This is a genomic window from Anabaena sp. WA102 (assembly GCF_001277295.1).
Classification (GTDB): Bacteria; Cyanobacteriota; Cyanobacteriia; order Cyanobacteriales; family Nostocaceae; genus Dolichospermum; species Dolichospermum heterosporum.
Genome location: NZ_CP011456.1, coordinates 398,656 through 425,267, shown reverse-complemented (window position 1 = coordinate 425,267; position 26,612 = coordinate 398,656). Strand labels below are relative to the sequence as shown.

General features: G+C 39.3%; 20 protein-coding genes, 1 tRNA gene and 1 pseudogene. 8 read left to right on the top strand and 14 right to left on the bottom strand.

Going from position 1 to position 26,612, the window contains the following annotated elements; all coding sequences use genetic code 11:
* Nucleotides 1–34: 34 nt before the first annotated feature.
* Nucleotides 35–403, bottom strand: a complete 369-nt coding sequence (locus AA650_RS01675) for a 2Fe-2S iron-sulfur cluster-binding protein (RefSeq protein ID WP_027403653.1) — start codon at nt 401–403, stop codon at nt 35–37.
* Nucleotides 404–776: 373 nt separating this feature from the next.
* Between AA650_RS01675 and AA650_RS01670 the strand changes: the two genes are divergently transcribed.
* From AA650_RS01670 to AA650_RS01655, 4 genes are all read left to right on the top strand, one after another.
* Nucleotides 777–863 (top strand) — tRNA-Ser (locus AA650_RS01670).
* Between the two features lie 405 nt (nt 864–1,268).
* The gene (locus AA650_RS01665) at nt 1,269–1,979 is read left to right on the top strand and encodes a LabA-like NYN domain-containing protein (protein ID WP_053537709.1); all 711 of its coding nucleotides are present in this window, start codon (nt 1,269–1,271) and stop codon (nt 1,977–1,979) included.
* A 75-nt stretch (nt 1,980–2,054) separates the two neighbouring features.
* On the top strand, nt 2,055–2,300 hold the full coding sequence (locus tag AA650_RS01660) for a hypothetical protein (protein WP_053537708.1): 246 nt from the start codon (nt 2,055–2,057) through the stop codon (nt 2,298–2,300).
* A 744-nt stretch (nt 2,301–3,044) separates the two neighbouring features.
* Complete coding sequence (locus AA650_RS01655) at nt 3,045–3,368, top strand: hypothetical protein (RefSeq protein ID WP_039203988.1); 324 nt, start codon at nt 3,045–3,047, stop codon at nt 3,366–3,368.
* Nucleotides 3,369–3,709: 341 nt separating this feature from the next.
* On the opposite strand, the gene AA650_RS25945 is transcribed toward AA650_RS01655, so the two are convergent.
* From AA650_RS25945 to AA650_RS01630, 5 genes are all read right to left on the bottom strand, one after another.
* Entirely contained in the window at nt 3,710–3,994 is a 285-nt protein-coding gene (locus tag AA650_RS25945; RefSeq protein WP_233455509.1) for an RNA-guided endonuclease InsQ/TnpB family protein, read from the bottom strand.
* A 112-nt stretch (nt 3,995–4,106) separates the two neighbouring features.
* Nucleotides 4,107–5,651, bottom strand: a complete 1,545-nt coding sequence (locus AA650_RS01645; protein ID WP_053537706.1) for a group II intron reverse transcriptase/maturase — start codon at nt 5,649–5,651, stop codon at nt 4,107–4,109.
* 535 nt (nt 5,652–6,186) lie between these two features.
* Nucleotides 6,187–6,501, bottom strand: coding sequence for a transposase (locus AA650_RS01640; RefSeq protein ID WP_234413182.1), 315 nt, complete (start codon nt 6,499–6,501; stop codon nt 6,187–6,189).
* Nucleotides 6,502–6,532: 31 nt separating this feature from the next.
* On the bottom strand, nt 6,533–8,320 hold the full coding sequence (gene ltrA, locus AA650_RS01635) for a group II intron reverse transcriptase/maturase (RefSeq protein WP_053537704.1): 1,788 nt from the start codon (nt 8,318–8,320) through the stop codon (nt 6,533–6,535).
* Nucleotides 8,321–8,905: 585 nt separating this feature from the next.
* Nucleotides 8,906–9,325, bottom strand: coding sequence for a hypothetical protein (locus AA650_RS01630; RefSeq protein WP_234413181.1), 420 nt, complete (start codon nt 9,323–9,325; stop codon nt 8,906–8,908).
* 141 nt (nt 9,326–9,466) lie between these two features.
* Here AA650_RS01630 and AA650_RS01625 point away from each other — a divergent pair, with 141 nt between their 5' ends.
* On the top strand, nt 9,467–9,649 hold the full coding sequence (locus AA650_RS01625; protein WP_027401740.1) for a hypothetical protein: 183 nt from the start codon (nt 9,467–9,469) through the stop codon (nt 9,647–9,649).
* 271 nt (nt 9,650–9,920) lie between these two features.
* On the opposite strand, the gene AA650_RS01620 is transcribed toward AA650_RS01625, so the two are convergent.
* From AA650_RS01620 to AA650_RS01605, 4 genes are all read right to left on the bottom strand, one after another.
* Nucleotides 9,921–11,138 (bottom strand): ABC transporter permease, encoded by a 1,218-nt coding sequence (locus tag AA650_RS01620; RefSeq protein WP_053537703.1) that lies wholly within the window; start codon nt 11,136–11,138, stop codon nt 9,921–9,923.
* Between the two features lie 21 nt (nt 11,139–11,159).
* Complete coding sequence (locus tag AA650_RS01615) at nt 11,160–12,629, bottom strand: efflux RND transporter periplasmic adaptor subunit (RefSeq protein ID WP_053537702.1); 1,470 nt, start codon at nt 12,627–12,629, stop codon at nt 11,160–11,162.
* 284 nt (nt 12,630–12,913) lie between these two features.
* Nucleotides 12,914–13,984: a tetratricopeptide repeat protein gene (locus tag AA650_RS01610; RefSeq protein ID WP_081424110.1), complete on the bottom strand. Its 1,071-nt coding sequence runs from the start codon at nt 13,982–13,984 to the stop codon at nt 12,914–12,916.
* Between the two features lie 276 nt (nt 13,985–14,260).
* On the bottom strand, nt 14,261–14,884 hold the full coding sequence (locus AA650_RS01605) for an RNA polymerase subunit sigma-70 (protein ID WP_053537701.1): 624 nt from the start codon (nt 14,882–14,884) through the stop codon (nt 14,261–14,263).
* Nucleotides 14,885–15,267: 383 nt separating this feature from the next.
* Here AA650_RS01605 and AA650_RS01600 point away from each other — a divergent pair, with 383 nt between their 5' ends.
* On the top strand, nt 15,268–15,864 hold the full coding sequence (locus AA650_RS01600; protein ID WP_053537700.1) for a glyoxalase-like domain protein: 597 nt from the start codon (nt 15,268–15,270) through the stop codon (nt 15,862–15,864).
* A gap of 423 nt (nt 15,865–16,287) precedes the next feature.
* On the opposite strand, the gene AA650_RS01595 is transcribed toward AA650_RS01600, so the two are convergent.
* The 3 genes and pseudogenes from AA650_RS01595 to AA650_RS27485 form a co-directional block, all read right to left on the bottom strand.
* Complete coding sequence (locus AA650_RS01595; RefSeq protein WP_053537699.1) at nt 16,288–16,536, bottom strand: UPF0175 family protein; 249 nt, start codon at nt 16,534–16,536, stop codon at nt 16,288–16,290.
* Between the two features lie 373 nt (nt 16,537–16,909).
* On the bottom strand, nt 16,910–19,498 hold the full coding sequence (locus AA650_RS01590; protein WP_053537698.1) for a substrate-binding domain-containing protein: 2,589 nt from the start codon (nt 19,496–19,498) through the stop codon (nt 16,910–16,912).
* 750 nt (nt 19,499–20,248) lie between these two features.
* Nucleotides 20,249–21,147: pseudogene (locus tag AA650_RS27485) on the bottom strand (ISAzo13 family transposase).
* 714 nt (nt 21,148–21,861) lie between these two features.
* Here AA650_RS27485 and AA650_RS01580 point away from each other — a divergent pair.
* Together AA650_RS01580 and AA650_RS29395 are read left to right on the top strand one after the other, a co-directional pair.
* The gene (locus AA650_RS01580) at nt 21,862–25,017 is read left to right on the top strand and encodes a PAS domain S-box protein (protein WP_081424342.1); all 3,156 of its coding nucleotides are present in this window, start codon (nt 21,862–21,864) and stop codon (nt 25,015–25,017) included.
* Nucleotides 25,018–25,071: 54 nt separating this feature from the next.
* Entirely contained in the window at nt 25,072–25,395 is a 324-nt protein-coding gene (locus AA650_RS29395) for a hypothetical protein (RefSeq protein WP_422387112.1), read from the top strand.
* Nucleotides 25,396–25,525: 130 nt separating this feature from the next.
* Here the strand turns inward: AA650_RS29395 and AA650_RS01570 are convergent, their stop codons facing one another.
* A complete protein-coding gene (locus AA650_RS01570) occupies nt 25,526–26,587 on the bottom strand; it encodes an ATP-dependent 6-phosphofructokinase (protein WP_053537697.1) in 1,062 nt (353 codons plus the stop codon).
* Nucleotides 26,588–26,612: the final 25 nt, after the last annotated feature.

Here is a 26,612-nt window from a genome sequence, read left to right as displayed (position 1 = left end):
CATCAAATTCATTAACCTAAACACACAAAAAATATTAGTCCTCATCTAAGGGTAAACCTGCTTTAACTTTGCCCTTACCAAAAAACCGCCCAAACTGAAGTTCATAAACCTCATCTTCATCTTGTGTTTCCACTTCCAAATCAGAACGAGCATAACTTACGCATAATAAAGCGTAACCTTGACGGCGTAAATCTGGAGACAGACCAATGGCTTCCGGTTGGTGAATTTCTCCTGATATAACTCTGACAGCGCAAGTTGTACAAGCCCCATTCCGACAAGAAAAGGGGAGTTCCGTCCCGTTATGTTCAGCCGTGTGTAAAATATAACGGTCTTCAGGAACTTCCAGAGTATGTGATGTCCCAGTTTGGCGATTGTAAACTTTAATTTTGTGGGTTTGAACCATCTTAATTTTCAGATTTGCGGATTTGGAGTTTCACACCTAATTATAAGAAGATTGTTGGAAAACTTCGTATTTTCAGGTCAGGAAGTGGTGATAGCCCAGCGTAGCCCTAGTAGTCTGTCAACCCGAAAATGACGGGTGAAGGCAAGCAGGGGGTAGGGGATGTAGGGGATGTAGGGGGGTAGGGGGGTAGGGGATGTAGGGGAGGTAGGGGATGTAGGGGATGTAGGGGAGGTAGGGGATGTAGGGAGGGAAGAACAGAAGTTTTCATTACCCGTCAAAATAAATTTGACGAACTACTAGCCATAAAAAATCTCTTTTCTAAAAAGGTTGCCTTTTTTTTAATTCTGTTATAAGATTGCAAAGCGAGACAACTGGAGAGATGGCCGAGTGGTTGAAGGCGCAGACCTGGAAAGTCTGTTATGCAGAAATGTATACGAGGGTTCGAATCCCTCTCTCTCCATTTACCAATAATAATTAAGTTTGATTTAACAATCCTTGCTTTTAGGCGCACAGAGTAGATTTTACCAACGAAACTCAAGGACAATTTCTGGATATACAGCGATTTCCAATCATATAAGGTACATCTTAACCCCCTCCCCGCAAGCGATGAGGGGGTTGGGGGTGGGGTTCTTGTTCCGGGTTTGATGACAATTTGCTGTAAATAGTAAATTTCGCCTAAAGGTGTGCATATTGTGTAAAGTATATGCAGGTAGACGGACAAATATCATATTCACCTAGAAGAAATTGGCTAAAATCTAGCTTATAGGTATTAATTCAACCAAGGCAGTATCAAGAAATTAGTTAAAATTTAGCTATTATCAATTTACTTACAACAACATCCCCACTTTAATATTTAGAGGTATCAATGCAGTTTGAAAATTTTAGCAAGAAAACAAACGAATATAAAGAACTTAAAGAAAAACCTCATTGGCAAGGTCCCGCAACCAAAGGCAATATTAAGCCTAAAGAACCTAATCCAGCTAATAATACTGGCTTTAATGAGGATGACAATCGTGGTCGGGTAGCAATTTTTATTGATGGATTAAATCTATTTCATGCCGCATTACAACTGGGAATTGAAATTGATTATGTTAAATTGCTTTGTCGTTTAACGAAAACTTCTCGATTACTACGTGCCTTCTTTTACACAGGAATGGACAGTGGCAATGAAAAACAACAGGGATTTCTCTTATGGATGCGTCGTAACGGCTATCGTGTAGTTACTAAAGATATGAGTGTAGTTGTAGATAATTACAAAAAACCAAATCTGAATGTCGAAATTGCCGTTGATATGATTACTTTAGCGCCCTATTATGATACCGCTGTCTTAGTCAGTGGAGATGGAGATTTAGCCTATGCTGTTCATGCAGTTAGTAATGTAGGCGCTAGAGTAGAAGTAATTGGTTTGCAAACAACTACTAGCGACAGTGAAGCGCGGTCTAGAAATCATCTGATTGATGTGGCTGATGAATTTATAGATTTTGACAGTATTAAACAACACATTCAAAAAGATGCTGCTATCGGTTATAGTTATCGGACTTCTGCAAATTACCATCTGCAAATTCCCAATATATAACTCCCGGTTCGCCTATTTTAAATTGAGTTAGAAAAAACCTGAACGATTTAATAGGGGTTTTAGCCTGTAATTCAAATGTACTATGACGTAGGCGATAGCGAAGCGCTGCTGCAAGCAGTTCGCATAAAAATAGAGTTTTTAGCACCGAGGGTAGTTCAAGCTAAATTTCGGGAAATCGCTAAAACCATTACGAAACCTAGATTTTCTATTTTTTTGGCAATTTCTCGAACTCCAAAAAAAATGAGCGAACCGGGAGATATAAATCAATGGTTTTGGGAATATTCAATGTTGACACCATCAAAAATTGGCGTTGCTGATTAAGAGTATGATTTTATTATGCCTACGGCACGCTGCGCGAACATGCAGAGGCGCAGAGTCTCAGAGAGTAAGAGTTTCATTTTTTTGATTTTCCAATTTCATACCTCAATTCAGCAACTCCCAAAATTAATAGCTATTCCCTCAACAATTTTAGCCGTGAATTTGCTCAGAAATGATCTAATTTGAGCGATCGCAAAAATTTCCTATTGACAAATTGACAAAAAAGTGATAGTAAACCTATCAATGTTATTAATTTTAGTGATATTTAGGGTTTGCTGATAGCGTGGCGTTAGCCATAGTATGCCCGCGCCACAAGAAATTTTTGGGTATTTTTTTAATTGGAAGTCCCTTAGCCATATTCCTGAATGGGCGCAAGCCCTGCGCCCCTACCTCCTGATAGCCTAGCGTGTCGATAGCTTGCGTAGCGACGCAGGAGTATTAAATGCTGCATTCTATTTGGCACTTTTTTCATATCTATGCTATATCAGTGTGGAACTAGCTAATTAATATCAATAAGTATACAGCATATGACAGATTAATGAGGTACAGGATCTAAATTCAAAGCCAGACAGCAAGCCAGTTTTACTCCTGACTCGGTAACTCCTGAATTATGCTGTAGCTACCATACTTCAAAATTCAGATTTGAATCAAGTATGATTGCTTGTTAATTTATTTTTAGCATTCACTTAAAATGTATCTGAAATAGCTATTTTTTTAAGAAATTAAATCATTGAAGGAGTAGGTGTAGTGAATCAAATCCAGTCAACTTTAGTTATTAGCTATGTCTTAATGACTGGCTATTTTCTTACCAATTGGTTAACATTTTCTCTCCGTAACCCTACATCTTCTCCAGCGGATAAATTTCTATCTTTTGTCATGGTCATTATTACTACTATTTTATGGCCTGTAGTTATCGTTATCTATTGCTTAGAAATATTAAAAAAAGGCAAGTTAGAATTTACTACGGTAGTTCCTGTACTTTTGGCAATATTTGCATTTAGTATTTCCTACTATTTGAGTTCTTTACATGAACATTGGTTGTGTTATTACGATCTATTTTGCCATATTTAAATTCGGCGTTGCTGAATTGGCGTATGATTTTTGGAGGTAGAGACGTTCCATGGAACGTCTCTACAAAAGTCTTGAACGTATGCAAAATTATTTTCATCCCTAAAATCAGCAACGCCTTAAATTCCTATCAGCAGCAGGTTTAAATTTTGCAATTTTTTCGGCAACCGTTCTATAAAACTTACCCAAAATTACCAAAATCTAGACACATCTGGACAGCGATAATTTTGGTGTTTACTTTCTGCTTCATCGTGGTCTTAGAATGACTTCTAAGAGGTTTTTCCACTCGACAGACAATCTCGGTAGAACTTACCGTTTCTGACCGTAGTTCCTAAAAGGAACCGCTACGCTACAGGGATAAAAATATCCGCAAACCATCGGTCAATGTTCCGCGCTGCATTTAAGTCCCTATCGGCTTTATAGCCACAATCAGGACAAACATAAACGCGGTTTTTTAATGGCATTTTATGACGATGATTCCCACAGTTAGAGCATATTTGAGAACTAGGGAAGAACCTATCCACAAGGATTAATTCACTCCCGAACTTCTCGGTTTTATACTCTAACTGTCGTTTGAACTCATACATCCCACAATCGGCGATAGCACCCGCTAATTTGTGGTTCTTCAAAAATGCCTTAACGTGCAAATCCTCTAGGTAGAGTCGAGGAGGGATATTATTCCCTGCCCCTCTCTGTTAAATCTGGGCGTGCAACTTTCACTGCACCCAGCTTCCGATGTTCTTAGCTTTCGCTTTTGCTGATATGAATATAATCGTGGCAGCTTTCATGAATTGCTAGAAGGTTTTTAGGTTTACCATTCTTATGGTTTCCATCTATATGATGTAAATGTACCTTCTCATCACTGAGCATTTTTAAACCACAATGACCACATTTATGGCTTTGCCGTTTGAGGGCTTTAGAGGTATGGTTGTCATAGAGCTTGCTGTTACGCTCGCTCCAATAACTCAAATCTCCGTCATAGGGTGATTTCTCACCTTTAACGTTGATGTATTTGTTTTCGGAGTAAGGAACTGATGGAAACGCTTTATCTAGTAATTCCTTGCTAGTGTAGCGATTCTGTTTGGTTTCCTTGTTGAATACCCTGTAAGCTCTGTGTTGAATGTGGAATAACGAGTTGCGTGACCCTTTCATCTTACAAAAGCGGTGGTAGTTCCTCCAACCTCTAACTACAGGGGCTAATTTCTCAGCCTTAGTGATAGCACCATAATTCGAGTTGTTGACGATGTGTTTTACTTTCTTGCGAAAAGCTTTGAAGTTATCCACTGATGGAACGCATTTAAACTTCCCGTTTTTCTGGACTTTAAAGTGCCAGCCGAGGAAATCAAACCCACCTGTCGCGGCGGTTAGCTTGGTCTTTTTCTCACTGACTTTCATTCCCCGCTCTGCTAGGAACTGACTGATTTTGTCAAGTATAACGGTAGCATCGTCTTGAGGTCTAAGTATTATCACCATGTCATCCGCATATCGGACTGATGGTTCTATTACGTTGTTTCCGGCATCTTTATATCTGTGGATACTTTCGATGCCGTTTAAGGCGATGTTAGCTAATAGTGGACTTACTACCCCGCCTTGAGGTGTTCCCTGTTCTGGGAATTGAGGATTAACTCCGGCTTTGAGACAGCGGAATATTCCCTGTCTTATGCTATAAGGAGCGATGAGTCTATCCATGATGGCGGTGTGGTTTATCCTGTCGAAGCATTTTTCGATATCGAGTTCTATAACTCGTTTATCTATTCCTTTTCGTGTAGAGCATAGGTTGTTGTACAGGTATTTCTGTGCGTCATGCGCTGAACGACCCGTCCTAAACCCGTAGCTCCTGGCGTGAAAGGTTGCTTCGTGTGCTGGTTCTAATGCGTATTTGACAAGGCATTGGTAAGCTCTGTCTGCAATAGTGGGGATTTTCAGCATCCTCATAGTACCGTCCTTTTTGGGGATTGGTATTTCTCTTAATTCCTGGTGTTTCCAGTTGCTAACAGATGCTTTTAGCAGTTCATTAAGCTCGAAGCGTTCCTTAAAGGTAAGGGACTTTTTGCCATCAATTCCTGCGGTCTTTTTCCCAGCGTTTAGCTGTGATACTTGACGAATAGCCAGTAATCTTGCTGCGGTTGATTTCAGAATCAGCTTCTGTAGTGACTGCGCTTTCCGCTTGTCTCCAACTTGAACCGCTTTATACACTCGTTTTTGTAGGCGGAATAAGTTACGGCGGAATTGCTTCCAGGGTAACGTCTTCCAAGATTCACTAGAGTTTTCTCTGTGTCCAATCATGCTCTGCTCCAATTTGTGTATTCTGAACACCTCAGACCAATTACGGTCTGTCCTACCCGAATTGAAGGGATTCCGCTGCTCGTCCAGCCTACTTATGGGGTTCGACCGCCCCTAGACCTTCAATCCGTTTTTATTCGTTCCCTCGGTTGATTAATAGTTCCGTCAGGTGTAGCCATTTCAACCACTGGATTCCCTGGACTCTGACCGCTATTTAAAAAAGATGCGGCGGGATTTCGCTCCAGTGAAGTCAGGTTTTTGAGTTGTGTCCTGCTTGCGTGTAGGTTGCTTTTCTAGGCTCTGTTTCACCGTGGGAACTCCCCATTAACGCCAAGTGTCACCCCACAACGGATGTCTGATTGCGTCCTGTTCCCAGCTTCACCCTCTAGAAACCGAGTCTAGTCAGTGTGGGCAGGTAGGGAGTCATACCTGAGTCTGGTAGATGGGACTTGCACCCATATCAGACCGAGAGTTCAACCTTTCTCCTTAATTGGGTTAGGTTGGTTAGTTTATGTACGGACTGATTACCGTGATTCAACTAACAACGAATCGCACTCTTTATCACGCTGTGGTTTTTAGCTAGATAGTAGGTTAATTTGTGTATGGAATCCTTGCGAATATTAGAAACTTTGGCGTGTAATTTAGCCAATTTTCTTACAGCTTTCTTGCGATTATTAGACCCCTTCACCTTTCGGCTAACGCTACGCTGTAAGCGTTTCATGCGTTTACTCATGCGGCGGTAGGCTTTAGGATTCTCGAATACTTCACCATTACTGCAAACGGCTAACTCAGTAAACTCAACGAGGTTGTCGCCAACCCCGTTGGTCTTCAAAACCGTGCTTGAGACTTTCACCTCACACGGCTCCTCAATGATTTGGTGCTTGTCACGCATACCTCATTACCCATTTGTCCGCGACTTTTTCAAGTTTTCTGGTGGGCTTAGGCTCGGCACTATTACAGCCAGATTTTATGCCAGGATTGCCATCATTGGCTGTCTTTATGTCGTGGCAATGTCTGTGTAAAAGTTGAAGATTTTTATACTCATCCTTACCACCTTTCGATATCGGGATGATATGGTCAACTTCCATCACATCGTCTTCACGGAAAAACATTCCACAGTGGGTACATTTCCCTTTTTGCTTTTTCAGGAGTTTTGATACTCTGGTTGGCATTTCTAGGTTATTACCCATTCTTGAACTCCAGTAAACCAGATTTCCGTCGTATGGTGACGATTCGCCTTTGACTTTCACATGACGCACTATTGGTGTGTCGGCATGGTTTATTAACCGAAGTGGGGTTAAACCTTCCTTCCTGGTTGCGAATACCCAGTTATCACCGTCTATGGATTGCCAATACCTTTTTGACACCCATTCCCCGTTCTTTTTGGGGTGGCGGCGTTTTGCCCAAGAGCTTAACTTTTGGTACGTGAGGTCATCTATATCTGAGAAAGCAACCTTACTTACCGCAGTCGCGTAGTAGTTAGCCCATCCCCTAATAATTGGGTTTAAACGGCTAATTAGCGCCGCCTGCGGTGCTGCCTTGTGAGCCTCGATAACCCTAGCGATTTGTTCGTAATGTACCTTTTGCTTCTGCTTGCTTGGGGTGATGATTGTCTTAAATCCCTGCTTTGAGTGATACTTTCCTTGTGGAAATTGTTGTATCGTAAAACCGAGGAAGTCAAACCCTGGTTTTTCTTGCTCGTACTGTGTGAGAGTATGGGCGAGTCTCGTCTTACTGGGATTTAATTCTAAACCCATGCCTTTTAACCATTCAGAGATAATCTCTTTACATCTTTGGACAACGGTTAGGTTTTCGTGGAGAATCACGAAATCATCGGCGTATCGGATTAAACTTAGGCTTCTACGGTTATCCCGTTTACCATGACTACTTCGGGTAGGCAAGGTTTCTGCATACTGTTTAATCCGTTCTTCCATCCCGTGGAGGGCAATATTTGCCAATAATGGAGAAATAACACCTCCCTGTGGCGTACCCTCGGATGTTGGAAACATTTGCTTACCGTCCATCACTCCCGCTTTTAACCATGCCCGGATTTGTCGGCGGATGGTGGGGAATGTATTTAATTTTATTAGCAGTGCTTCCTGGTCGATGCGGTCGAAACACTTTGCAATATCTGCGTCTAGTACGTATTTAGGCTTGAGCCTAATTGCACTAAATATTGCCTCTACCGCATCTTGGCATGAACGTCCGGCTCTGAACCCGTATGAGTTAGGTTCAAATCGCGCTTCCCATTCTGGCTCTAGTGCCAGTTTGACTAACGCTTGCAAGGCGCGGTCTTTCATTGTAGGTATGCCCAAAGGTCGCTTCTCTTCCGTTCCAGGCTTAGGAATCCATACCCGCCTGGTTGGGCTGACTATTGAACCCAAGTTTAAGTTACCAGTAAGTTCTAAACGTTGCTTTGGAGTCAGCGAATTAACACCGTCTACCCCTGCCGTCTTTTTCCCCTGGTTATCCTGGGTAACTCTACGAACCGCTAAAGCTCTTGCTGACCATGACCTCATCAGCGTCTTTTGGAGTCTGCGATATGCTTTCACATCACCACGGACAGAGGCTTGATAAATTCTCTTTTGGAGCTTATACACGCTACGCTCTAGCTTGCGCCAGTTAATAGAGTGCCATTCCACCATCAGTTGTTGAGACTGTGTATTAGACATATATACTCACTACTAGGGACTTTATCATCCAAATCACCGTAAATCTGTCAGCATATTCTGGGCATTACCCCAGACATTCGCTTCTGACTTAATCTCTCCTACTCGCTGCATACGGTTAGCACCTACTCAGGGATTCGACCACCTGAGAGCATACGAGAGGTTATCTCGTTCCGAATGACCATACTATGTACCTTTAGAGTGATGCTGTTCGCCGGGTTTATAGGAAGTGCTTGTTGGTCAAATCAAATCTTGCCAACTCCTTATCCTGTGCCTTTTGGCTCCAGCGCATTAAGCCTTATTTCGCTGGTTCATCGTAACGACGATTCAATCGCATCTTCAAGCCTGGGCTTTACTCATGGGTACTTTGCTCGATGCTTACCGACTTAGGCTATCAGTAATAACACCTTTTCTCCTCGCTTCAGGCGTTGATAGCTAGTCTCAAACCTGGGGGTGATGCTTTCACCGTTGCACCTACGGGGTAAGATTTGAGGGTTCTAGGATACTGGCTCTCACCTACATGGTCATTCAGTTGTCAAGGTTCATTACCTTGCGGCTAATCCCCCTAATCCTTTACAGGATTGGTTTCTAGCCAACGATTCGCACTTTGATTCCAATGTCAACGCCGATGGTCGGTCTATCTGCAAGTATGGGAGGTTTTTCAATCTCGTACTTGACAGAAATAAACCATTTATCAGCTTGTCGGGAAATTACACAGTTATGAGTTGCGGTAATTGGTAAAGGTATGGCTAATCGTACCCAACCGATTGACGGTAATTTAATTCTTTTACCATCGTTTTTAATTAACGGTTTCGCCTTAGTCCCTGACTCTAAATAAAAAGAATCGTGCTGTCCTTTTTTCTTGAATCGGGGTTGTTTCGATGTCTTTCTGAAGCATCGGTCCCATGCTTGGCGTAAGTCAGTTAACGCCTTTTGTGGGACATTTTTGTTAACTTCGTAATACCAAGCGTGTTCAGATTTAACCTCGGCGACTAACTTTTTATGCAAGTCAATCGCTGATGGTCAGAGGGAACAGGGAACAGGGAACGGGCAACAGGGAACAGGAAAAACTCATGTTTAAAAACATGAGATTGAAATAATGACACTGTTATATTATAGTAAGTATACCAACGATTAAGGTTAATGTCAATGAGATTTGAGAAAAATAATAAACTTGGTGCTAAAAAAATCCTCAAAGCTGAGTTAGACGCTCAACCAATTTGTTTTAAAGGTCGGAAAGGGCAAAGGGAGAAAATTAAAACCGTCCCTGACTGGCCGCAACGGTTAAGGGATTTTGTTGATCAACTTATTGAAGACTTAGACAAACAGTAAGATAAGGATAGTTATGGGTAGAAATTATCTAGCTGTTTCTACCCCCTAACTATGCAATTTAACCTAAATTTGTACTTTAAGTAGGTGAACACAATAAAACCAAACTGTGTAAAGAAACATAAAATCGCTGAAAACTTCTTTACTCTTGCCTCTTGCTTCTTGCCTTGCTATAACGACAATTTTCAACGCCAACCTACTTACTTATATTAACTCAATCTTTACAGGAATATCCGGTAAGCGTAAAGCTCAGTGGCTTTAGCCGCTGAGAGTGTCAAGCCGTTCTCAGCGCTACCATTGGATCAAGTTGAGCCGCACGACGGGCAGGAACGACACCAAAAAATAAACCAATCCCACCAGAAACACTAGCGGCTAATATAACTGCACTTGGTGAAATTGTAGCCTGTAAAGGGGTAAATATTCCCACTAAAATGATGCTACCACCGCCTAAAGCAATGCCGATTACACCACCAGCTACTGATAATATCACGGCTTCAATCATGAATTGCAAAAGAATGTCCTGTTGAGTTGCACCAATAGCTTTACGCAGTCCAATTTCTTGGGTACGTTCGGTGACAGAAACTAACATAATATTCATAATACCAATACCGCCAACAAATAAGGAAATACTGGCGATCGCAGCCAACATGATTGTTAATGCTCCGGTAATTGTATTCGTGATTTCTAAAAGGTTCTTTTGGGTTTGAATAGTAAAATCATCTTCACGGACAATTTTGTGCCGGCGACGGAGTAAGTTTGTCATTTGAAATTCTGCGGCGGAGATGCTATTTTCATCTTGAGCAGATACAGAAATTAAAGAAACATTAATACCAAAGGGGGATGTTCTTCCCACCAGCCGACTAAACATAGTATTAATAGGAATAAAAACTGCATCATCACTGTTATTACCAAAGGAAGAACCTTTAGCTACTGTTAAGCCAATCACCTCAAAAGTAGTATTTTGAATGCGGATTTTTTGACCAACAGGATTTTGATTATCAAATAGTTTGGTGGCTAAATCTGGAGCTAATACTGCTACTCTTTTATTCCGTTTAATATCAAAGTCATTAAAAAATCTGCCTTCTTCGATTTCAAAACTACGAACTGTTGTATAATTAGGAGTAGTGCCGATCACTGTACTAGTTGTACTTTTATTTCGGTAATTGATTGTGCTTCTGTTATTAATTTCTGGGGCAACTTCTTTAACTGCACGCACTTGTTTAGCGATCGCCTTAGCATCTTGTAAAACTAAAGTTCTGGGCATTGTTGTCACTCTTCCCCGGCTTCCTGGACTCCCAGGGATAATAAATAAGGTATTTGGTCCCAATGATGAAAATTGCTTAGTTGCCAATGTTTGTGCGCCTTCTCCAATGCCAATCATGGCAATTACCGAAGCATTACCAATAATAATTCCTAACATGGTTAAACTACTTCGCAACTTATTAGCTAATAAGGTAGTAGTCGCCATTTTCACACTTTCTAAAATGTCCATATTTTGTATTTAATTATGATTTTATTTTTCCGGTTCTTTATTTCCTTTGCCCTTGGTTTTAGGTAGATCAATAAATATGCGATCGCCTGCTTTTAAGCCTTCTAAAACCTGGATTTGGTTATCAATATTTGCGCCAATTGTGACTAACTTAAATTGGGGTTTATTTTTTTCACCCAATAACCACACACCAGTTTTTCCCTTTTGAGTAACAATTAACTCTTGAGGTATTAACAGCGCATTTTGGATATTATTACCAATAAATGTCACTTCACTAACATTCATTCCCGAACGCAGTTTATTTGCTGTCTTATCAATAGCCACCCGCACCTGAAAAGATGTGACATTTTGCTCAACTACCGCTTCGGGAGCAATCAACCGGACTCGTCCCTGAAAAACTTCGTCAGGATAAGCATCAATGGCAATTTCCACTTTTTGTCCCTGTTTAATTTGGGGAATATCCACTTCAGGAACTTTAGCCAGCACTTCTAAACCTTTAGCTAAAGCAACTATAGAAGTAGATGTTGCCGAAGCATCACTAGAAGCAGAAATAGCCGGACTCACATAAGCCCCCACTGTCGCGTATCTTTGAGTTACAATTCCCGAAAAAGGAGCGCGGATAATTGTATCTTCTAATTGAACTTGTTGTTGTTTTAACTGAGCTTCCGCACTAGCTACTGCTGCTTTCAATTTGGCAATTTCTTGGGGACGATTACCATTTTCTAATTTTCGTAATCCTTCCTTTTCTTGATTAACAATTGCTGCTTGCTTTTGAATATCTTGGTTGCGGTTGCCCACTTTTAGTAAAGATAATCGGCGTTGTGCTTCTTCTAAATTAGCCTTAGCTTTACTATTTTCACTCACATATTGTTCTAAACTATCTTGGGAAATAGCCCCATCTTTAGCTAAATCTTGATAACGTTTGACTCTAGATTGGGTCAGTGCCACAGAAGCTTTTGCTGAGTCTACTTGAGCCTGTGCCTGTTGAATTTCCTGTAAACGATTACCATCTCGAATAATCGCTAATTGAGCCTGTGCTTGGTCTACACGGGCTTTTCCTTGGGCAATTTCTTCGGGACGACTGCCGGCTTCGCTATCTGCTAATTGTGCTTTTGCTTGGTCTAAATTAGCTTTATATTGGAGAATTCGCATTTTAATTTCCGAATTATCCATGCGAGCAATTATTTGTCCTTGTTTGATAGTATCTCCCTGTTCAACATTTAAACCTGCCAATAATCCTGGACTTTTAGGACTAATATTCACACTTTCAACTGGTTGAACTTTGCCACTAGCAGTAATGCGGACAGTTACGCTTTTTGCTTCTACAGGAACAGTTAATTTACTAATATCTAGGGGTTTATTTCTTTGCTGGATGGTTTTGATCGTGGCTGTTGTTCCCACAATTAAAACACCACTAGCTATCAAACCCATTAACCACCGCAATGGATATTTAACTTTTTTGCCAATTAAGGGAATTTCAATGTAAAAAGTCATGATTGAAAAAGGTTAGGAATAGAAGTTGGCAAGAATCTTTTATAGTTGAAAATCTATGATAATCATTTGATTTATTTAATTCATCATCTGATTGAGTGAATTTTCAGTTTGTATAGTTTTCTATCTCCGTCCTGGCTATATTAACACATTTTTCTAGGACTTACATATTAACAAAATCAAGCAAATATGTGGTCTTATCTTCTTTGATTCGTGATCAATTCCTATTTATTTATATCCCCGACTTCTTTGAGAAGTCGGGGATCTGGTATTTTGGTATTTTGTTATTAACGGTTTTTTAATTCATTAAGTTTATAGACTAATAAACTTTCTTGTTTACTATCTTCTAATTTCTGGGCTATGGAAATAGCTTGTGTATATAAATCCTTAGCTTTGGTAAAGTTGCCCATTTTCTCATAAATTTCTCCAGAGACAAATAAATATTTTAGATCTTCTGCGGGATTGTTAATAGAATCAGTTAGTTTAACACGATTGTCTAACAGTTTCAAAGCTAAATCGTAACGACCTAATGCAGTATTAGCTGTGACTAAACCATCAATTGCTCGTAATTGATTGGGACGTTCAAAACTTTTTTCAGCTAACTGCATTGCCAAACTATAACTACCAATAGTCTTTTGATAATCGCCCATAGCTAAATAAGCATCACCAAGATTATTTAGGGTATTAGCTTCACCAATAATATCACCAATCTGGCGGCGGAAAGTTAAGGCATATTCGCCAATTTTCACGGCTTTATGATAATCACCTATGCGGAAAGCAACCAAGCTTAAATTACTTAAAGATAGCCCTTGTCCTTCTGGGTTAATAATATTACGAGCCACTACTAAAGCATCTTCAAGAGTTTCTTGGGCGGCGATATTTTCGCCTTTTTGGAGAAATAATGTAGCTAGATTATTTAGGGCAAAAATTTGATTTTGAAAATCTTGATTATCGCGGGCGATCGCTAACTGTCGGCGAATGGCATCTTCAGCATTATTGATATCATTTAATTGTAGATAGGTATTAGCTAATAAATCATAAGTTAAACCCTGGGCTTTTAAATCACCTAATGAGTGATAAATTTCCAAAGCTGCTAAGGATAATTTTAGGGTTTTTTGGGGAAATCCTTGGGATAATTGCTGTCTACCTTGTCTGAGTAATTTATCAGCTACATTTCGTGATGATTTATTTGCGGGATTATTTAAAGGACGATGAATTTGTTGGGTAATATCAATCGCTTTTACACCTGTGGTAGTCAATAAACAGGTGAGTAGTACCATATAAAAAGTCAAAAATGGTAATTTTAAGAAATTGCTGATATTAATTAGATTTCCTGATACTAAATGCCGCTGTTTCATAATATATAACCGGGAAATTCCGGCTGTAAATAGATGGTATAAGGAACTTCCAAGAAAAAAATTATTCCAATAAATGAACAAAAGAACCACAGAGGCACAGAGAACACAGAGAGAGAAGAAATAGAGAGAGTTTTTGCGTTAGTTTTGGGACATATTTTTATTTGGAAGTCTCTAAGACAAGTTTTGTCTGAGCAAGCCAAGAACTAACGAGAGGGATTTTTTCTATGGTTCTGTACCGTAAATGGGCGACTGTGATTATTATAGCTAAAGTTAGGATTAAATCCCAGCTTCACCTAAGTAAATAGCCCGAATATCAGCAGGTAATTTATCTTCTAGCATCTCATATCCTTCTTGGAGAGAAATTGCGACTTCCGAAGGGGAAATTTGTTCTCCTTCAGCTTGCAAATAGGCAGCAATTCTGGTTTCACTCCAGTGGAAGGTTTGCGCCATTAAAACGATTAATCGTGATATTGGTGGTAGTTGATCTAATGCCTGTTCTACATAGCACCATAGTGGTGGGGATGTATCCTTGAGGGAATAATGAATGGCTTCTGTGGGTGGAAGCTTAATCTCGTTAATATGGAATGCAGTAATGTTAATTAACCAATTTTGTAAGGTTAAGGATTCCGTTTCTGTGGATGCTTGGTTTAAGTCCAGTCCCCCTAATTCATAATAGATATTTCGCCAGATAAGAGCAAATAAATAATCAGCTTGCACAGGCGATCGCGCCGAATGCCGAATTAAGGTGTAAACTATGGGACTATAACGGCAAAAAATCACCGTAAAATACTTGCCATAATCTGGATATCGCTGAAATAGACTCAGTAGTTCTTGATCACTGTGATGAAATAGCGACTTCACCAATGGGTGATTAGCTTCGGGAAAGTGGGGAATTTGCACAATCTCTGAACTAGATAACTGTTAAAATATACTAGGGAATGGTGATGCGATCACTAATAATATCAGAAAGCAATACTTGTCGGTTCAGGAAATGTAGGTTGGGTTAAGCGAAACCCAAGAAAATCCTTGATAATGTTGGGTTATGGCTGATGCCTCCGGCGATAGCGAAGCGCTGCTGCAAGCAGTTCGCCGGGATACCCCAGGCTTCGTGAACGTTCCTCAACCTACCATATAATGACTTTTCAGGCTTGACCGAGCAGTATCGTATTGGAAAGTCAGTTAGTTTGTAAAGTCAGACTGCGAGACTCTTGATAAACTAGAAACAATGTTAGTCTTAACTGACAATACTCAAAGCGTCTCCTTTATTGTGATTCTGTTTGTTCATGGTTATAGAAGCTAGTTCCATAATGTTCCTGCTGAGTCCACTCACTTTCGGCTCTTTCTTGCCCTCCCTGCCCTTGGATAGCCTGTTCTCCACCCAGGGGATTATGATTATGCTACTGGCAGCTTACGCTGGCGCTATGTGGATGTTTCTCAGCAGCGCCCCTAAAGTTTATACTGTCATGGTATCGGATTTAGAAGTTGCCCGACAGTTATATGCAGGATTGCTAGATTTACCTGTAGCGGAAGTCCCTTTGCACTACTATTACAACTACGAGCAAACCATTGGTGCAACAGGTATTGACCCGCTGTATATGTCCGCTGGTCCCAGTTGGTCTAATAGCACCATGAATAATGGTAATGACGGACTGTGGTATCAACTCAAGAAAAATACTCAATTACATATTATCACTGGTGCAAGTTTAGGCAAAAAAGATCAGCATCGTCATGTTTGCTTTGATCATGATTGTCTAGAATTAATTTTAATGCGGGTAGAAGTCAGAGGTTTAAAGTTCAAAATTCGCAACCAAAAGCCTTTGAATTTTTTAGTTAAGGATTATGAAGGGCGTGTCATTGAAATGGCTGAAGTTGCTAATTAGTCATGATGGGTGTGTTGGGTTTTCCTAATGCACCCTGAATAATATGAATTAGGGTTAATTTAACTTATCACAGAAGGAAATTACAGAGAGAAAAAACTCAAGTGAGAATAAAAACAAATAAACATATTGAGTAAAAAAAGGCAGATGAGAAACATTAAATCACCAAAAATGGGATTATTTTCCTTCCTTTTCCTGTCCTAAAAGTAAAATCTTGTCATATAAAAGCGGAGAAATCCAAAAAGTAGAATTTTTAATCAACTTATCCATCAAACTTGTATTTCGCTTAAAAATAGAGGATGACACCTGGATAATTCTTCATAAACTGCTTGAGGAATAATCACCCTTTCATAAAGTGCCTGCAACAGAAAAATATGTTCAATACTAATTAAATTAAATTAGTAATCACAGAAGTATCACTAATGATCACAATCTTCCCAACTCCTGTAAATTCTGTAAATCAATCTCAAAATCCTCCAAATCATAATGATACAAAGGTATTTTACGTGTTTTCAGTAAATCTCGAAAAGTATTTAACTCCATTTGTGCCATTTTAGCTGCATAATCACAAGTTAATCGCCCCGACTCAAATAAATGTAATGCAATCTCTTGTAAAAATTCCGTAGGGGTTAACTGGGAAGCGTCTAAAAATTCATCTGCAATCACTAATGACATTACCAGAATCTCTTAATTCTATATTTACATTTTAGCGAACAATGTCCACTTTAAAACAAATTAATGCTTCTGTTCCCCAAGAAACAATTACGGGAGTAGTGGCAAGACTCACTTTTTACTCAGATGAATATGGCTACACAGTGGCACGCCATTTTGCATAAATGTTGAAAGTATGCGGCAATTATCACAGCGTTATATCAAGTAGGTTGGCATTAAAAATTGTCGTTATGACAAAGGAACAGGGTGGAGGTTCTAACCCACATTGGGACGGTCTACCACTTCCTCTAACATACCTCTAAGATACAGGGTTGGGTTGAAGCATGAAACCCAACAAATGCGTTGGGTTGCGCTGTCGCTTAACCCAACCTACATTCTAACCCTCTTTTTGTTCTTGGAAAAACTTCTGATCAATAGTTTTCCTATATTCTCTATTAGCAGAAGTAGCCATTATATGATAGTCAACTGAATTATCCACAAAGGGGACAGTTAACTTAAATGTACCATCAGGATTGACCTTGACTTTTTGACCATCAATAGTGACATTTGCACCTGCTTCTGTAGCACCATGAAGAACCAATTCTGTATCAACGATAACCCAGAAATCTGTACTGGGACGACTAAAAATACGAACTGTTCCAGAACGCGCTAAACACAACCACTGATTATCACGATTCACATAACCGATTTCTGTCATGTAGTCCCGTTCACCTTTGGAAATAGGTACATAACGATCATTGATTGCGGTTTCACATTCGTATTGTGCATCGAACTGAGGACGCTGATAGCTCAGATCAAGATTGGTAACATCATAGACGCGGATAGCCAACATGGTAAATCCTTGATTGTGTAATGCTTGTTGATGATCTTCAGAAATATACCAAGATAGGTAAGCCCATTTGGGAGTGCGGGGTGTGAAAATAATTCTAGTATTTCCAGTCGCATTGATGGGATTAATATTAGTCCAGGCTTCTATCTCAGCATCTAATTCCATTGCTATAGCTTCATTTGTAGCTGGAAGAGGCAAGGGAGTAGGATATATCTCTTCTTCTATTTCCGCGGTATTGAAGGTAATTTCACTAGTAATGGCGTTTAAAGCCTCCCCTAACTCGAATGGCAAGTCAGATGATAAATCAGATAATAAATCTTGAGTTTGTGGTGATTGGCTGACTGGTTGAGGTGCTTGGGTTAGGTTGAGAACTTCTGTTATGCTGTTATCTGACTTAACTGGTGTGGAGGTAATACCAAGTAATTCTGATAAGGATGTAATCTTTTGATTAGATTTAATTACAGGCGTTTCTGGTGCTTCTAATGGAATATTACTGACTTCATTGCTGGAAATATCTGCATTAATTGGCTGGTGGTGAATATTCGGGATTTGTGGAAAGTAACTATTGACGACAATAACAGGGTCTTCTGTCTCCCAAGCAACTTCATCATAGTTGAGATCAAGATTAATTTCAGACATTTCCTGAATTTGATTATTGGGGTAAGTTGTCTGTGGTACATCTATAATGGCTATATTACTCACTGACGTTATTTCCTGGTTATCATCATCTTTGTGGTAATTTGGACCATTAAGTCCATTACCATTACTATTCCCATTACTATTTAATATTGATGCAAATGCTTCTGAATCTGACCGAGTAAACATTGTCTCTGGAAGAGAATCACTTTCTTGATTTGAGGATGTCTGTGCTTTTTCAATCGGTAGCGAAGCGCTGCTGGTAACTGTTCGCTTTCTTCTTCTCAACCACAATGGCAAAAAGCTACTGAATCCCGCAATTAGTAATAAAGGCATTAGTAATAAAAACCTCATATTTTTGGTAATCATGGAGGGATTATCAAAGAGGTTTATCAACTGTATTTCCCTTCTAGCGTCTTGAGGTTCGGGTATAACTAATTTTTCAGGCGTTGGTGTTACTAAAGATGGACTTTGAGAAACGGAAGGAGTTACTGTGGGGGTGGCTGTAGGTATTTCTGAAGGAGTTGTTAAAGGAATTTCTGAAGGGGTGGTGGTAGAGATATTAGCCACAGGCAGAGACATAGTTTGTATGGATATGGCTGCAATAGCAATTGCTTCTGCTTCTTTAGCCGCTTTTATAGACTCTTCTCCTGGTTTGGCTAAAACAAAACCTAGAAAATCTCTAACTTTAGGACTGGGATTTTCTTTATAAACGTAAACAAAAGACTGGAAAAAAGGATATTTAGAATTATCTGGCAAAAAATCTTGTACTTTTAATACCCGCACATCCGGTAGTTTAGAAATTTGACTTGCTAACACATAGCTAATGCCGTCATTACTTAATTCTTTAACAATGTTAGGTGTGTCGTCTTTCACCAGTTGCACCGCATTAGTACCTGTCAATACTTGTCTAGACTTGAATACTGAATACTCACTAAAGGAATTACGAGTATCACTATCGAAGGGACGATCTATAAATCTAATTTTACCTTTGGCATTTCCCAATTCTGACCAATCTGTAATTTCTCCTCGAAAAATCTTAGCAAATTGCTCAGTAGTCAAACCATCATAGAAGGGATTATTCATACCAACAATGATGGCAATTTTTTCTTGACGCACTAGCACCTCTTTTAGACCTTGTGCTTTTTCTTCTGGAGTGAGTTTGCGACCAAGGGATGCTAGATCAGCTTTACCATCTAAAACCGCTTTTACAGCATCTTCATTGCCGTTAATTGCAATTTCTACTTTAGTTCCCGAAAACTGGGTTTCAAAGTTTTCTTTTAAGCGTTGGTTGACAAGTAGGGAGTTACGAGAACTATCAACTTTAACTACAGTCCCATTTTCTACTTTTTCTGGTAGGGGAAAATCTGGAGTCTCATTCTTGGATTCTGCTTGGATGGGTAGGGAAATTAAGAAATTTGCTACCATTGGACTGGTAACTATAGCCATTACTAAGGCCAGTTTGATAATTACAGGATTTTTTTGTTGTTGTTGCCACATATATCTCTGATTTAGCTAATATAAATGAACTACTCGCCAATAATCAAAATATTATTTGATTGAGTAATGCTTTGTCCAAATTGGAAAAAGCCTTGATTTGTAGGTTAAATTGTTCGCCTTAGCGTTGCCCAGCCATAGCATGAAACTTAAAAAATGCGTTAAGTTACGCTTTGGCTTAACCCAACCTACAGAAAATGGCTAAGGTATTGATTGAGAAGATGGGTTAATTATACAGCGTGAGTTATTTTTATCTGTAATAACACAAGTGATTAAATTAAAACAGGAATTAGGAGTAATCAGGAGGAATCAGCAGGGATTTAGCAATTCTCAATCTAAACTCCTAGACGAAGGTGCAATGAATACAGTATTTATAATTGCGCTTTACATTTAACTAAAGTTTTATTGTAACTAATCACTACTAAGTCAAAGATGTGCTATAACCCCAAAGGAACTCCACAAAAAGAAATGCCAATTTTCCAAAATATGTCTCAATACCTTGTCCAAATTAGAAAAAGCCTTGATTTGTAGGGTTACAGTCATTGCGAGCGAAGGGAAGCAATCACAACCCTTGGAATTGCTTCATTTCACTTCGTCCCATATGGCTAACGCCACGCAACGCTTACGCAATGACATTGTGTAATTAATTCTGTCTCACGACTTATTGGTTATATATAAATTTTCAAGTATACAATTTGATCATACGATTAAGATTTAAACAATATCCCTATTAAGGAATGTGGATTAAATAACTTACAATTCTAAATGTTGTTGTGGTTTAGCAGTATAGTTCCACTGTGGCAAAAAATCATCAAAGAAAATCTCCATTGTTTCTTTAAAACCCTCAGCAACTTTCTTACCGGTTTGGTAGGCTTTATCAATGATGGTCGTAAAAACCTGTAACCCTTTCTGAGTAGTAGCTTTTGCCATCAGTTTAGCTACAGTGTTAACACTGTCGAAAATAACACCTTTACAAGCCCGACTTAGATGTGGAAACAGCCGATGCTCAATCGGATTGTACTTAGATGTATAAGGAGGATAGTGAGCAATGCGAATTTCAATTCCAATTTCATTCACCAAAGCTTGTAATGCTTCTTTGAATACATAGTAACGAGAACTGTTGCTACCACCACCATCACATAACAGTAGTATAGAGGTAGCCAATTGGTAGCGGTTTTTGCCATAATTATTCCACCAATAACGGATTGAATCACAGGCAAATTCGCTGGTGTCATGGCTAGTACCAATTTGTATAAAACCAATGTTATCCTTTAAATCATATAACCCATGTGGAATTGCTATTCCTGTTGCCAAAGATGGAAAGTCGTGGTCTAATACCTTGATTGGAGCATCAGTATAAATACTTCCTTCTCTATATAAATTGCCAATTAACTCTTTTTTTTACTGTCCATACTAATCACTGGGTTACCCTCAGCAAAATACTGGGTTTTAAGGCTTTCAATCTTCTCAAACTGCTCATTACGATTTTCGCTACTTCCACACGCAATCATTTTCACTGCTTTGCGTTTACGAAATTTATGTTCCCAGAGTAATTGGTCTACAACTGTAACACTGATATTTATGCCTTTTTCGGCTAATAAGTCTGCTATTTGTTGACGAGTTAAGTTTGTCCATTTAATATCCTCGTCCATTGGCGAACCTGCTGTGTGTGTTTCTATTACCGTCAGGAATGCTTCATTGATTCCAGGTATCGTTAACAGTGCTTTTTTTCTTCCTCCTCCTGGACGGCGAATTCTTGGACTGCTGGTTTTACTCGGCTGTTCCAGATCCTCCATCCCTCTATTGATTGTTCTGTAGTTACATCCCAACAATTTACTTATGTATCCAATCCCCCCGTACCCAAGCTTTTTTGCTTCAATCGCTGCATACCGCCTACGGTCTTTCTCCGATAGAGATTCATAGTAATCTTGCATCTGCTTTTCTAGCATTGGAGAGTAGATTTCTATCACGATATTGTTCCCTAATACCTACTTCTTTAGTCTACTATACCCCTGTCACAACTTCTGCATTTTATTTAATCCACATTCCTAAGTGGGTGGAGAAAAATTAAAATATATTTCGTTTTGTGAAATAGCTAAAACTGTTCCCTGTTCCCTGCCTTCACAGACAACTTAAGTAGGTGAACATAATTTTGTGGCTTACTCTTAGAGACTTCCAAATAAAAAAATGTCCCAAAACTAACGCAAAAACCCTCCCTATTTCTTCTCTCTCTGTGTTCTCTGTGCCTCTGTGGTTCGTTTGTTCATTTATTTATTGGGATAATTTATTTCCTGGAAGTCCCTTAAAGGTTGTTTGAAAAGTCTTTAATGTATAAATTAACCCCTTATTACCATAGTTTTACTGATATGAAATTAGTTGCAGAAGTATCTATTGATCAGACAAAACCATTAAACCCATTAGTTGATGGACTGAATGAGAAGTTAATTGATTTACCTAGTTTACATCAAATTATTGATTATTCTCCTGTAACTATTGGTCATGATAGTTATGTAATGGATGCTATTAAATTGATGAATCAGGTTGCAGTTAGTCATTTAACCCAAGAGGCAAAAGACTATGTTTTGGTGGTAGAGGGCAAGAAATTACAAGGAATTTTGACGATTAAGGATGTACTAAGGGTAGTTGCCTCAAATACTAACTTATCAGCAGTGAAAATGGCGGATGTGATGAATCAGCCACCAATTACCCTCAAAAAATCAGATTCTGAGCATATTTTAACCGTGTTGGCACTTTTAAATCAGCATGATATTCAACATTTACCTATAGTAGATGACGAAGAAAACTTAATTGGTATTGTCCATGAAAAAGACTTATTACAAAGCTTAAATATAGAAAAAATAGTGGGTGTGATTGAGGCATTACAGGAAAATCTCGGAGATTCTAATACAAAACACACAGCAATTAATCAGGAATTAGAAGTAATTCGCTGGCAAACTTATAATTATTTACAACAATGGGTGAAAGAAGAGGTTGCTGATAGTGTAGAAATTAATCTGCAACTTCAGGAAACCTTAGAAGAACTGCAAATTGCAGAAGAAGAACTGCGGCAACAAAATGAACAATTGATCTATTCTCGTGAAATTACTGAAGCAGAACGGCAGCGTTATCAAAATCTATTTGAATTTGCACCTAATGGTTATTTAGTAACTGATAGTTTAGGTATAATTCAGCAAGCTAATTATGGAGCAGCATCCCTATTATCTGTACGTCAAAATTATCTGATTGGCAAGCCATTAGTGGTGTTTATTGTTGAAAAACACCGCTTTCAGTTCGTAGCCCAGTTAAAAAAAATACAGCATATACAGGAATGGGAAATAGATTTCCAGTCTCGCAAAGGTTCGCTATTTTCTGCTAGTGTCAGAGTAAATCCTATATCTGATAGTGAAGGTAAAAGAACCGGGTTATTGTGGTCAATAACTGATATTAGCGAACAGCAAGCTGCACTGCGTGAACGCCAAAAATTAGAAGCAGCGCTCCGTCAAAATAGCGATGTTTTGGAAACCAGGGTAAAAGAACGCACGGCAGAATTAGTGATTGCTAATGAGCGATTGCAACAGGAAATCGTGGAACGAGAAGAGATTCAAGATTCCTTACAAGAAAGTGAAGCCCGACTCACATTGGCACTGGAAGCAGGTAAAATTGGAATCTGGGATTGGCATATCCAAACCAATAAAACTCTCTGGTCTCCTAATTTGGGTTTAATGTATGGTTTACCTATTGATACTCTATCTCCTAATTGTGAAGACTTTCTCAAGTTAGTCTATCCTGAAGACCGTGAGCGGTTTCAAAAATGTGTGAGTACCTCTATTGAGAAAAAAGTTGATTTTGTCTGTGAGTATCGGATAGTTGGTGGTGATAGTAGTCTAAATTGGTTGATTTCTAGGGGAAAAGTTTACTGTAATGAAAATGGTGAACCGATGCGGATGATTGGTACTACTAGAGATATTTCTGAACGGAAGGCAACTGAACAGCAAATCTCTGAACAAGCTGCCCTTTTAGATATTGCAACTGATGGAATTTTTGTCCGTGATTTTCAAGCCCAGATTCTTTTTTGGAATCAGGGTGCAGAGAAGATATATGGGTGGAAAAGTCAGGAGGTTTTAGACAAGAATCCCAAGGATATTTTTTATGATTCAACTTCCCATGAGCAAGAGATAATTCCTCTGCAAACTGTAGTGAGATTGGGAAGTTGGCAGGGTGAATTACGCAAACGTACACAATCGAATCAACTAATTATTGTTCAAAGCCGTTGGACATTGATGTTAGATGGTGATGGACAACCTAAATCTATTCTCACGGTAGATACTGATATTACTGAAAAGAAAAGACTAGAAGAGCAGTTTTCCCGCGCTCAACAGATGGAAATTCATGCTAAAAGAATGGAAAGTATTGGGACTTTAGCTGGTGGGATTGCTCACAATATCAATAATCATTTAACACCGATTTTAGGATATGCTCAATTGCTTAGAAGTAAACCTTTGTTAGATAAAGATAATTGTTTGCCAATGCTAACAACTATTGAGAATAATGCTAAAAAAGGGGCAGCTTTGGTAAGACAACTTTTATCTTTTGCTAAGGGAGTAGAGATTCAATATACAATTATTCAGATTAGTGATTTGATTAGGGATACTATTCAGATGGCTAAGGAAACATTTTCTTTTCCTCAATCTATCATATTTTTCACCGATCTCCCGCCAAAATTATGGACGGTATCTGGGGATAAGAATGAACTGGAACAGGTATTAATTAACTTAATGGTTAATGCTGGTCATGCTATGCCTAATGGTGGCAATCTGTCTATTTCTGCGGAAAATTTGTATATTAGTGAAGAGATGAGACGGATAAATCATTATGCTGGTGTGGGAAATTATATTGTGATTACCGTGGAAGATACGGGGACGGGGATGCCACCGGAAATATTAGAAAGAATATTTGAGCCATTTTTTACTACTAAGGATATTGGCAAGGGAACAGGATTAGGACTATCAACAGTGCTAGGAACGATTAAAAGTCACAAGGGTTTTATTAATGTTGATAGTGAAGTGGGGAAAGGCAGTAAATTTAAAGTATTTTTACCATCGGTAAATCAGGAAGTTATCGCTTTAGAACCGGATTATGGGGAAATGTATCCAGGACGGGGAGAGTTAATTTTGGTGGTAGATGATGAACCCCAAGTGCTGGAAGTTACGAAAAATATTTTAGAAAGTTACAATTATCAAACTATTACTGCTAAAAATGGGATGGAGGCGATCGCTATTTATGCACGGTACAAACAGCAAATTAGAGCAGTGTTGATGGATATGATGATGCCAGAAATGGATGGAAGTTCTGCTATCTCCAATTTGAAAAAAATCAATCCTCAAGTCAAAATAATTGCTTGTAGTGGACGTAATATCCAAAATATGCTGGAACCAAGTAATGAAAATCAAGTTCCTGCGATTTTATTAAAACCCTACACTAATCAAGAATTACTGGAAACATTGAGTTATGTACTGAAGTGAGGAGTCAGGAGGTAGGGGCGCAGGGACTGCGCCCAGTCAGCCCAGTCAGGAGAAATGAAAAAAAATTACCAATTACCAATATTTGAGTATTTTGAACAGATTTTTAGGGATAGTAGCACTTATGCTCATAGAATTGACCGATTCATGAGACTTTTATTCTTTCCTGGCAAATCTATGACACCTCAAGAATTTTTAGCAAAGTTGGCAACAGCCCCAACAGACCCCGAAAAACTGGTAATTTTTGCAGAATACTTGGATACAAATGCCTTAGACTATGCCACAACACCAAGATGGAGAAGTCTTTCTTATAGTAACGAAATTGAAATGGCACTGAAAAATGTGGCTTTTCATTTAGAAGCGCTCGCTGAAGTTGAGTAATACGTAAGGGAGTGGGGGGAGTTGGGGGAGTTGGGGGAGTGGGGGGAGTTGGGGGAGTTGGGGGAGTTGGGGAGATTATTTATCTTTCTATTACCCATTACCCATTACCCATTACCCATTACCTGTCACTTTATTCACCAATATATATACCTAAAGACCGAGCGGTTTGGACTAAATCACCTTGAGGATTAACAAGAGAGGGATTATTATCTATCACGGCTTGAATGGGGAAAGTGACAACCTTTCCATTTTGCCAAGCTAACATTTGATCATATTGATTTTGGGCAATTAAATCAATGGCAACTTTACCAAACATGGTAGCTGTGAGACGGTCTAAAGCTGAGGGGATACCACCGCGCTGAATATGTCCTAATACAGAAACTCTGGTATCAATCAGGTGATGACTACAATTGGCAATTTTTTCGGCAATATATTGACCTTGACCACATTTAGCAGTTGTGCAAGTAGAAGGATTATTGGCATCTTCTGTACAAACAGATATACCTTCAGCAACAACTATAATGGCGAATTTTTTTTGCCACTGTTCGCGTAATTCGGTCAGATGATTACATATTCCTTGAATAGTATAGGGGACTTCGGGAATTAAAATCACATCAGCGCCGCCGGCAATTCCTGAGTGTAAAGCCAAGTGTCCAGCGTTGCGTCCCATAACTTCGATAATCATTACCCGGTCATGACTAGCAGCGGTAAATATGAGTCGGTTAATGGCATCAACAATGGTATTAACTGCCGTATCAAAGCCGATTGCACGTTCTGTAAAGGCGACATCATGATCAATGGTTTTGGGGATAGCAATTAAATTCCAATTACCTAAAACTGATAGTTGATGAATAATATCTAAACTACCATCTCCACCGACAATAATTAAAGCATCTAAAGCGATCGCTTCATAGCCGGCTAATATTTCATCAGCATGAGCTAAAGTATCTCCTTTATTAATACTACCTAAAACCGTTCCCCCCATATTTAGCAAAGGGTCAATACCACGTAAATCCCAACCATGTATACTTAACGGCACTGTTTTCCGTTCTAGCAACCCTTGGGTGGCGTAAGGGATACCCACTACCTGCCAATCATAAGTCCGTGTGGCATGACTCACAGCCGCGCGAATCACACAATTTAGCCCAGGACAATCACCACCACTTGTAAGAATACCGATACGTTTTTTCATAAGTCAGGAGGTAGGGGCGCAGGGC

Bases quoted from the DNA above. Each gene is read 5' to 3' on its own strand.
- AA650_RS01645 (WP_053537706.1), bottom strand. From the start codon at position 5,651: ATGATTGGACACAGAGAAAACTCTAGTGAATCTTGGAAGACGTTACCC.
- AA650_RS01660 (WP_053537708.1), top strand. From the start codon at position 2,055: ATGTACTATGACGTAGGCGATAGCGAAGCGCTGCTGCAAGCAGTTCGC.
- AA650_RS29395 (WP_422387112.1), top strand. From the start codon at position 25,072: ATGAAAAAAAATTACCAATTACCAATATTTGAGTATTTTGAACAGATT.
- AA650_RS01615 (WP_053537702.1), bottom strand. From the start codon at position 12,629: ATGACTTTTTACATTGAAATTCCCTTAATTGGCAAAAAAGTTAAATAT.
- AA650_RS01610 (WP_081424110.1), bottom strand. From the start codon at position 13,984: ATGAAACAGCGGCATTTAGTATCAGGAAATCTAATTAATATCAGCAAT.
- AA650_RS01595 (WP_053537699.1), bottom strand. From the start codon at position 16,536: ATGTCATTAGTGATTGCAGATGAATTTTTAGACGCTTCCCAGTTAACC.
- AA650_RS01625 (WP_027401740.1), top strand. From the start codon at position 9,467: ATGAGATTTGAGAAAAATAATAAACTTGGTGCTAAAAAAATCCTCAAA.
- AA650_RS01620 (WP_053537703.1), bottom strand. From the start codon at position 11,138: ATGGACATTTTAGAAAGTGTGAAAATGGCGACTACTACCTTATTAGCT.
- AA650_RS01570 (WP_053537697.1), bottom strand. From the start codon at position 26,587: ATGAAAAAACGTATCGGTATTCTTACAAGTGGTGGTGATTGTCCTGGG.
- AA650_RS01590 (WP_053537698.1), bottom strand. From the start codon at position 19,498: ATGTGGCAACAACAACAAAAAAATCCTGTAATTATCAAACTGGCCTTA.
- AA650_RS01665 (WP_053537709.1), top strand. From the start codon at position 1,269: ATGCAGTTTGAAAATTTTAGCAAGAAAACAAACGAATATAAAGAACTT.
- AA650_RS01600 (WP_053537700.1), top strand. From the start codon at position 15,268: ATGGTTATAGAAGCTAGTTCCATAATGTTCCTGCTGAGTCCACTCACT.
- AA650_RS01580 (WP_081424342.1), top strand. From the start codon at position 21,862: ATGAAATTAGTTGCAGAAGTATCTATTGATCAGACAAAACCATTAAAC.
- ltrA (WP_053537704.1), bottom strand. From the start codon at position 8,320: ATGTCTAATACACAGTCTCAACAACTGATGGTGGAATGGCACTCTATT.
- AA650_RS01675 (WP_027403653.1), bottom strand. From the start codon at position 403: ATGGTTCAAACCCACAAAATTAAAGTTTACAATCGCCAAACTGGGACA.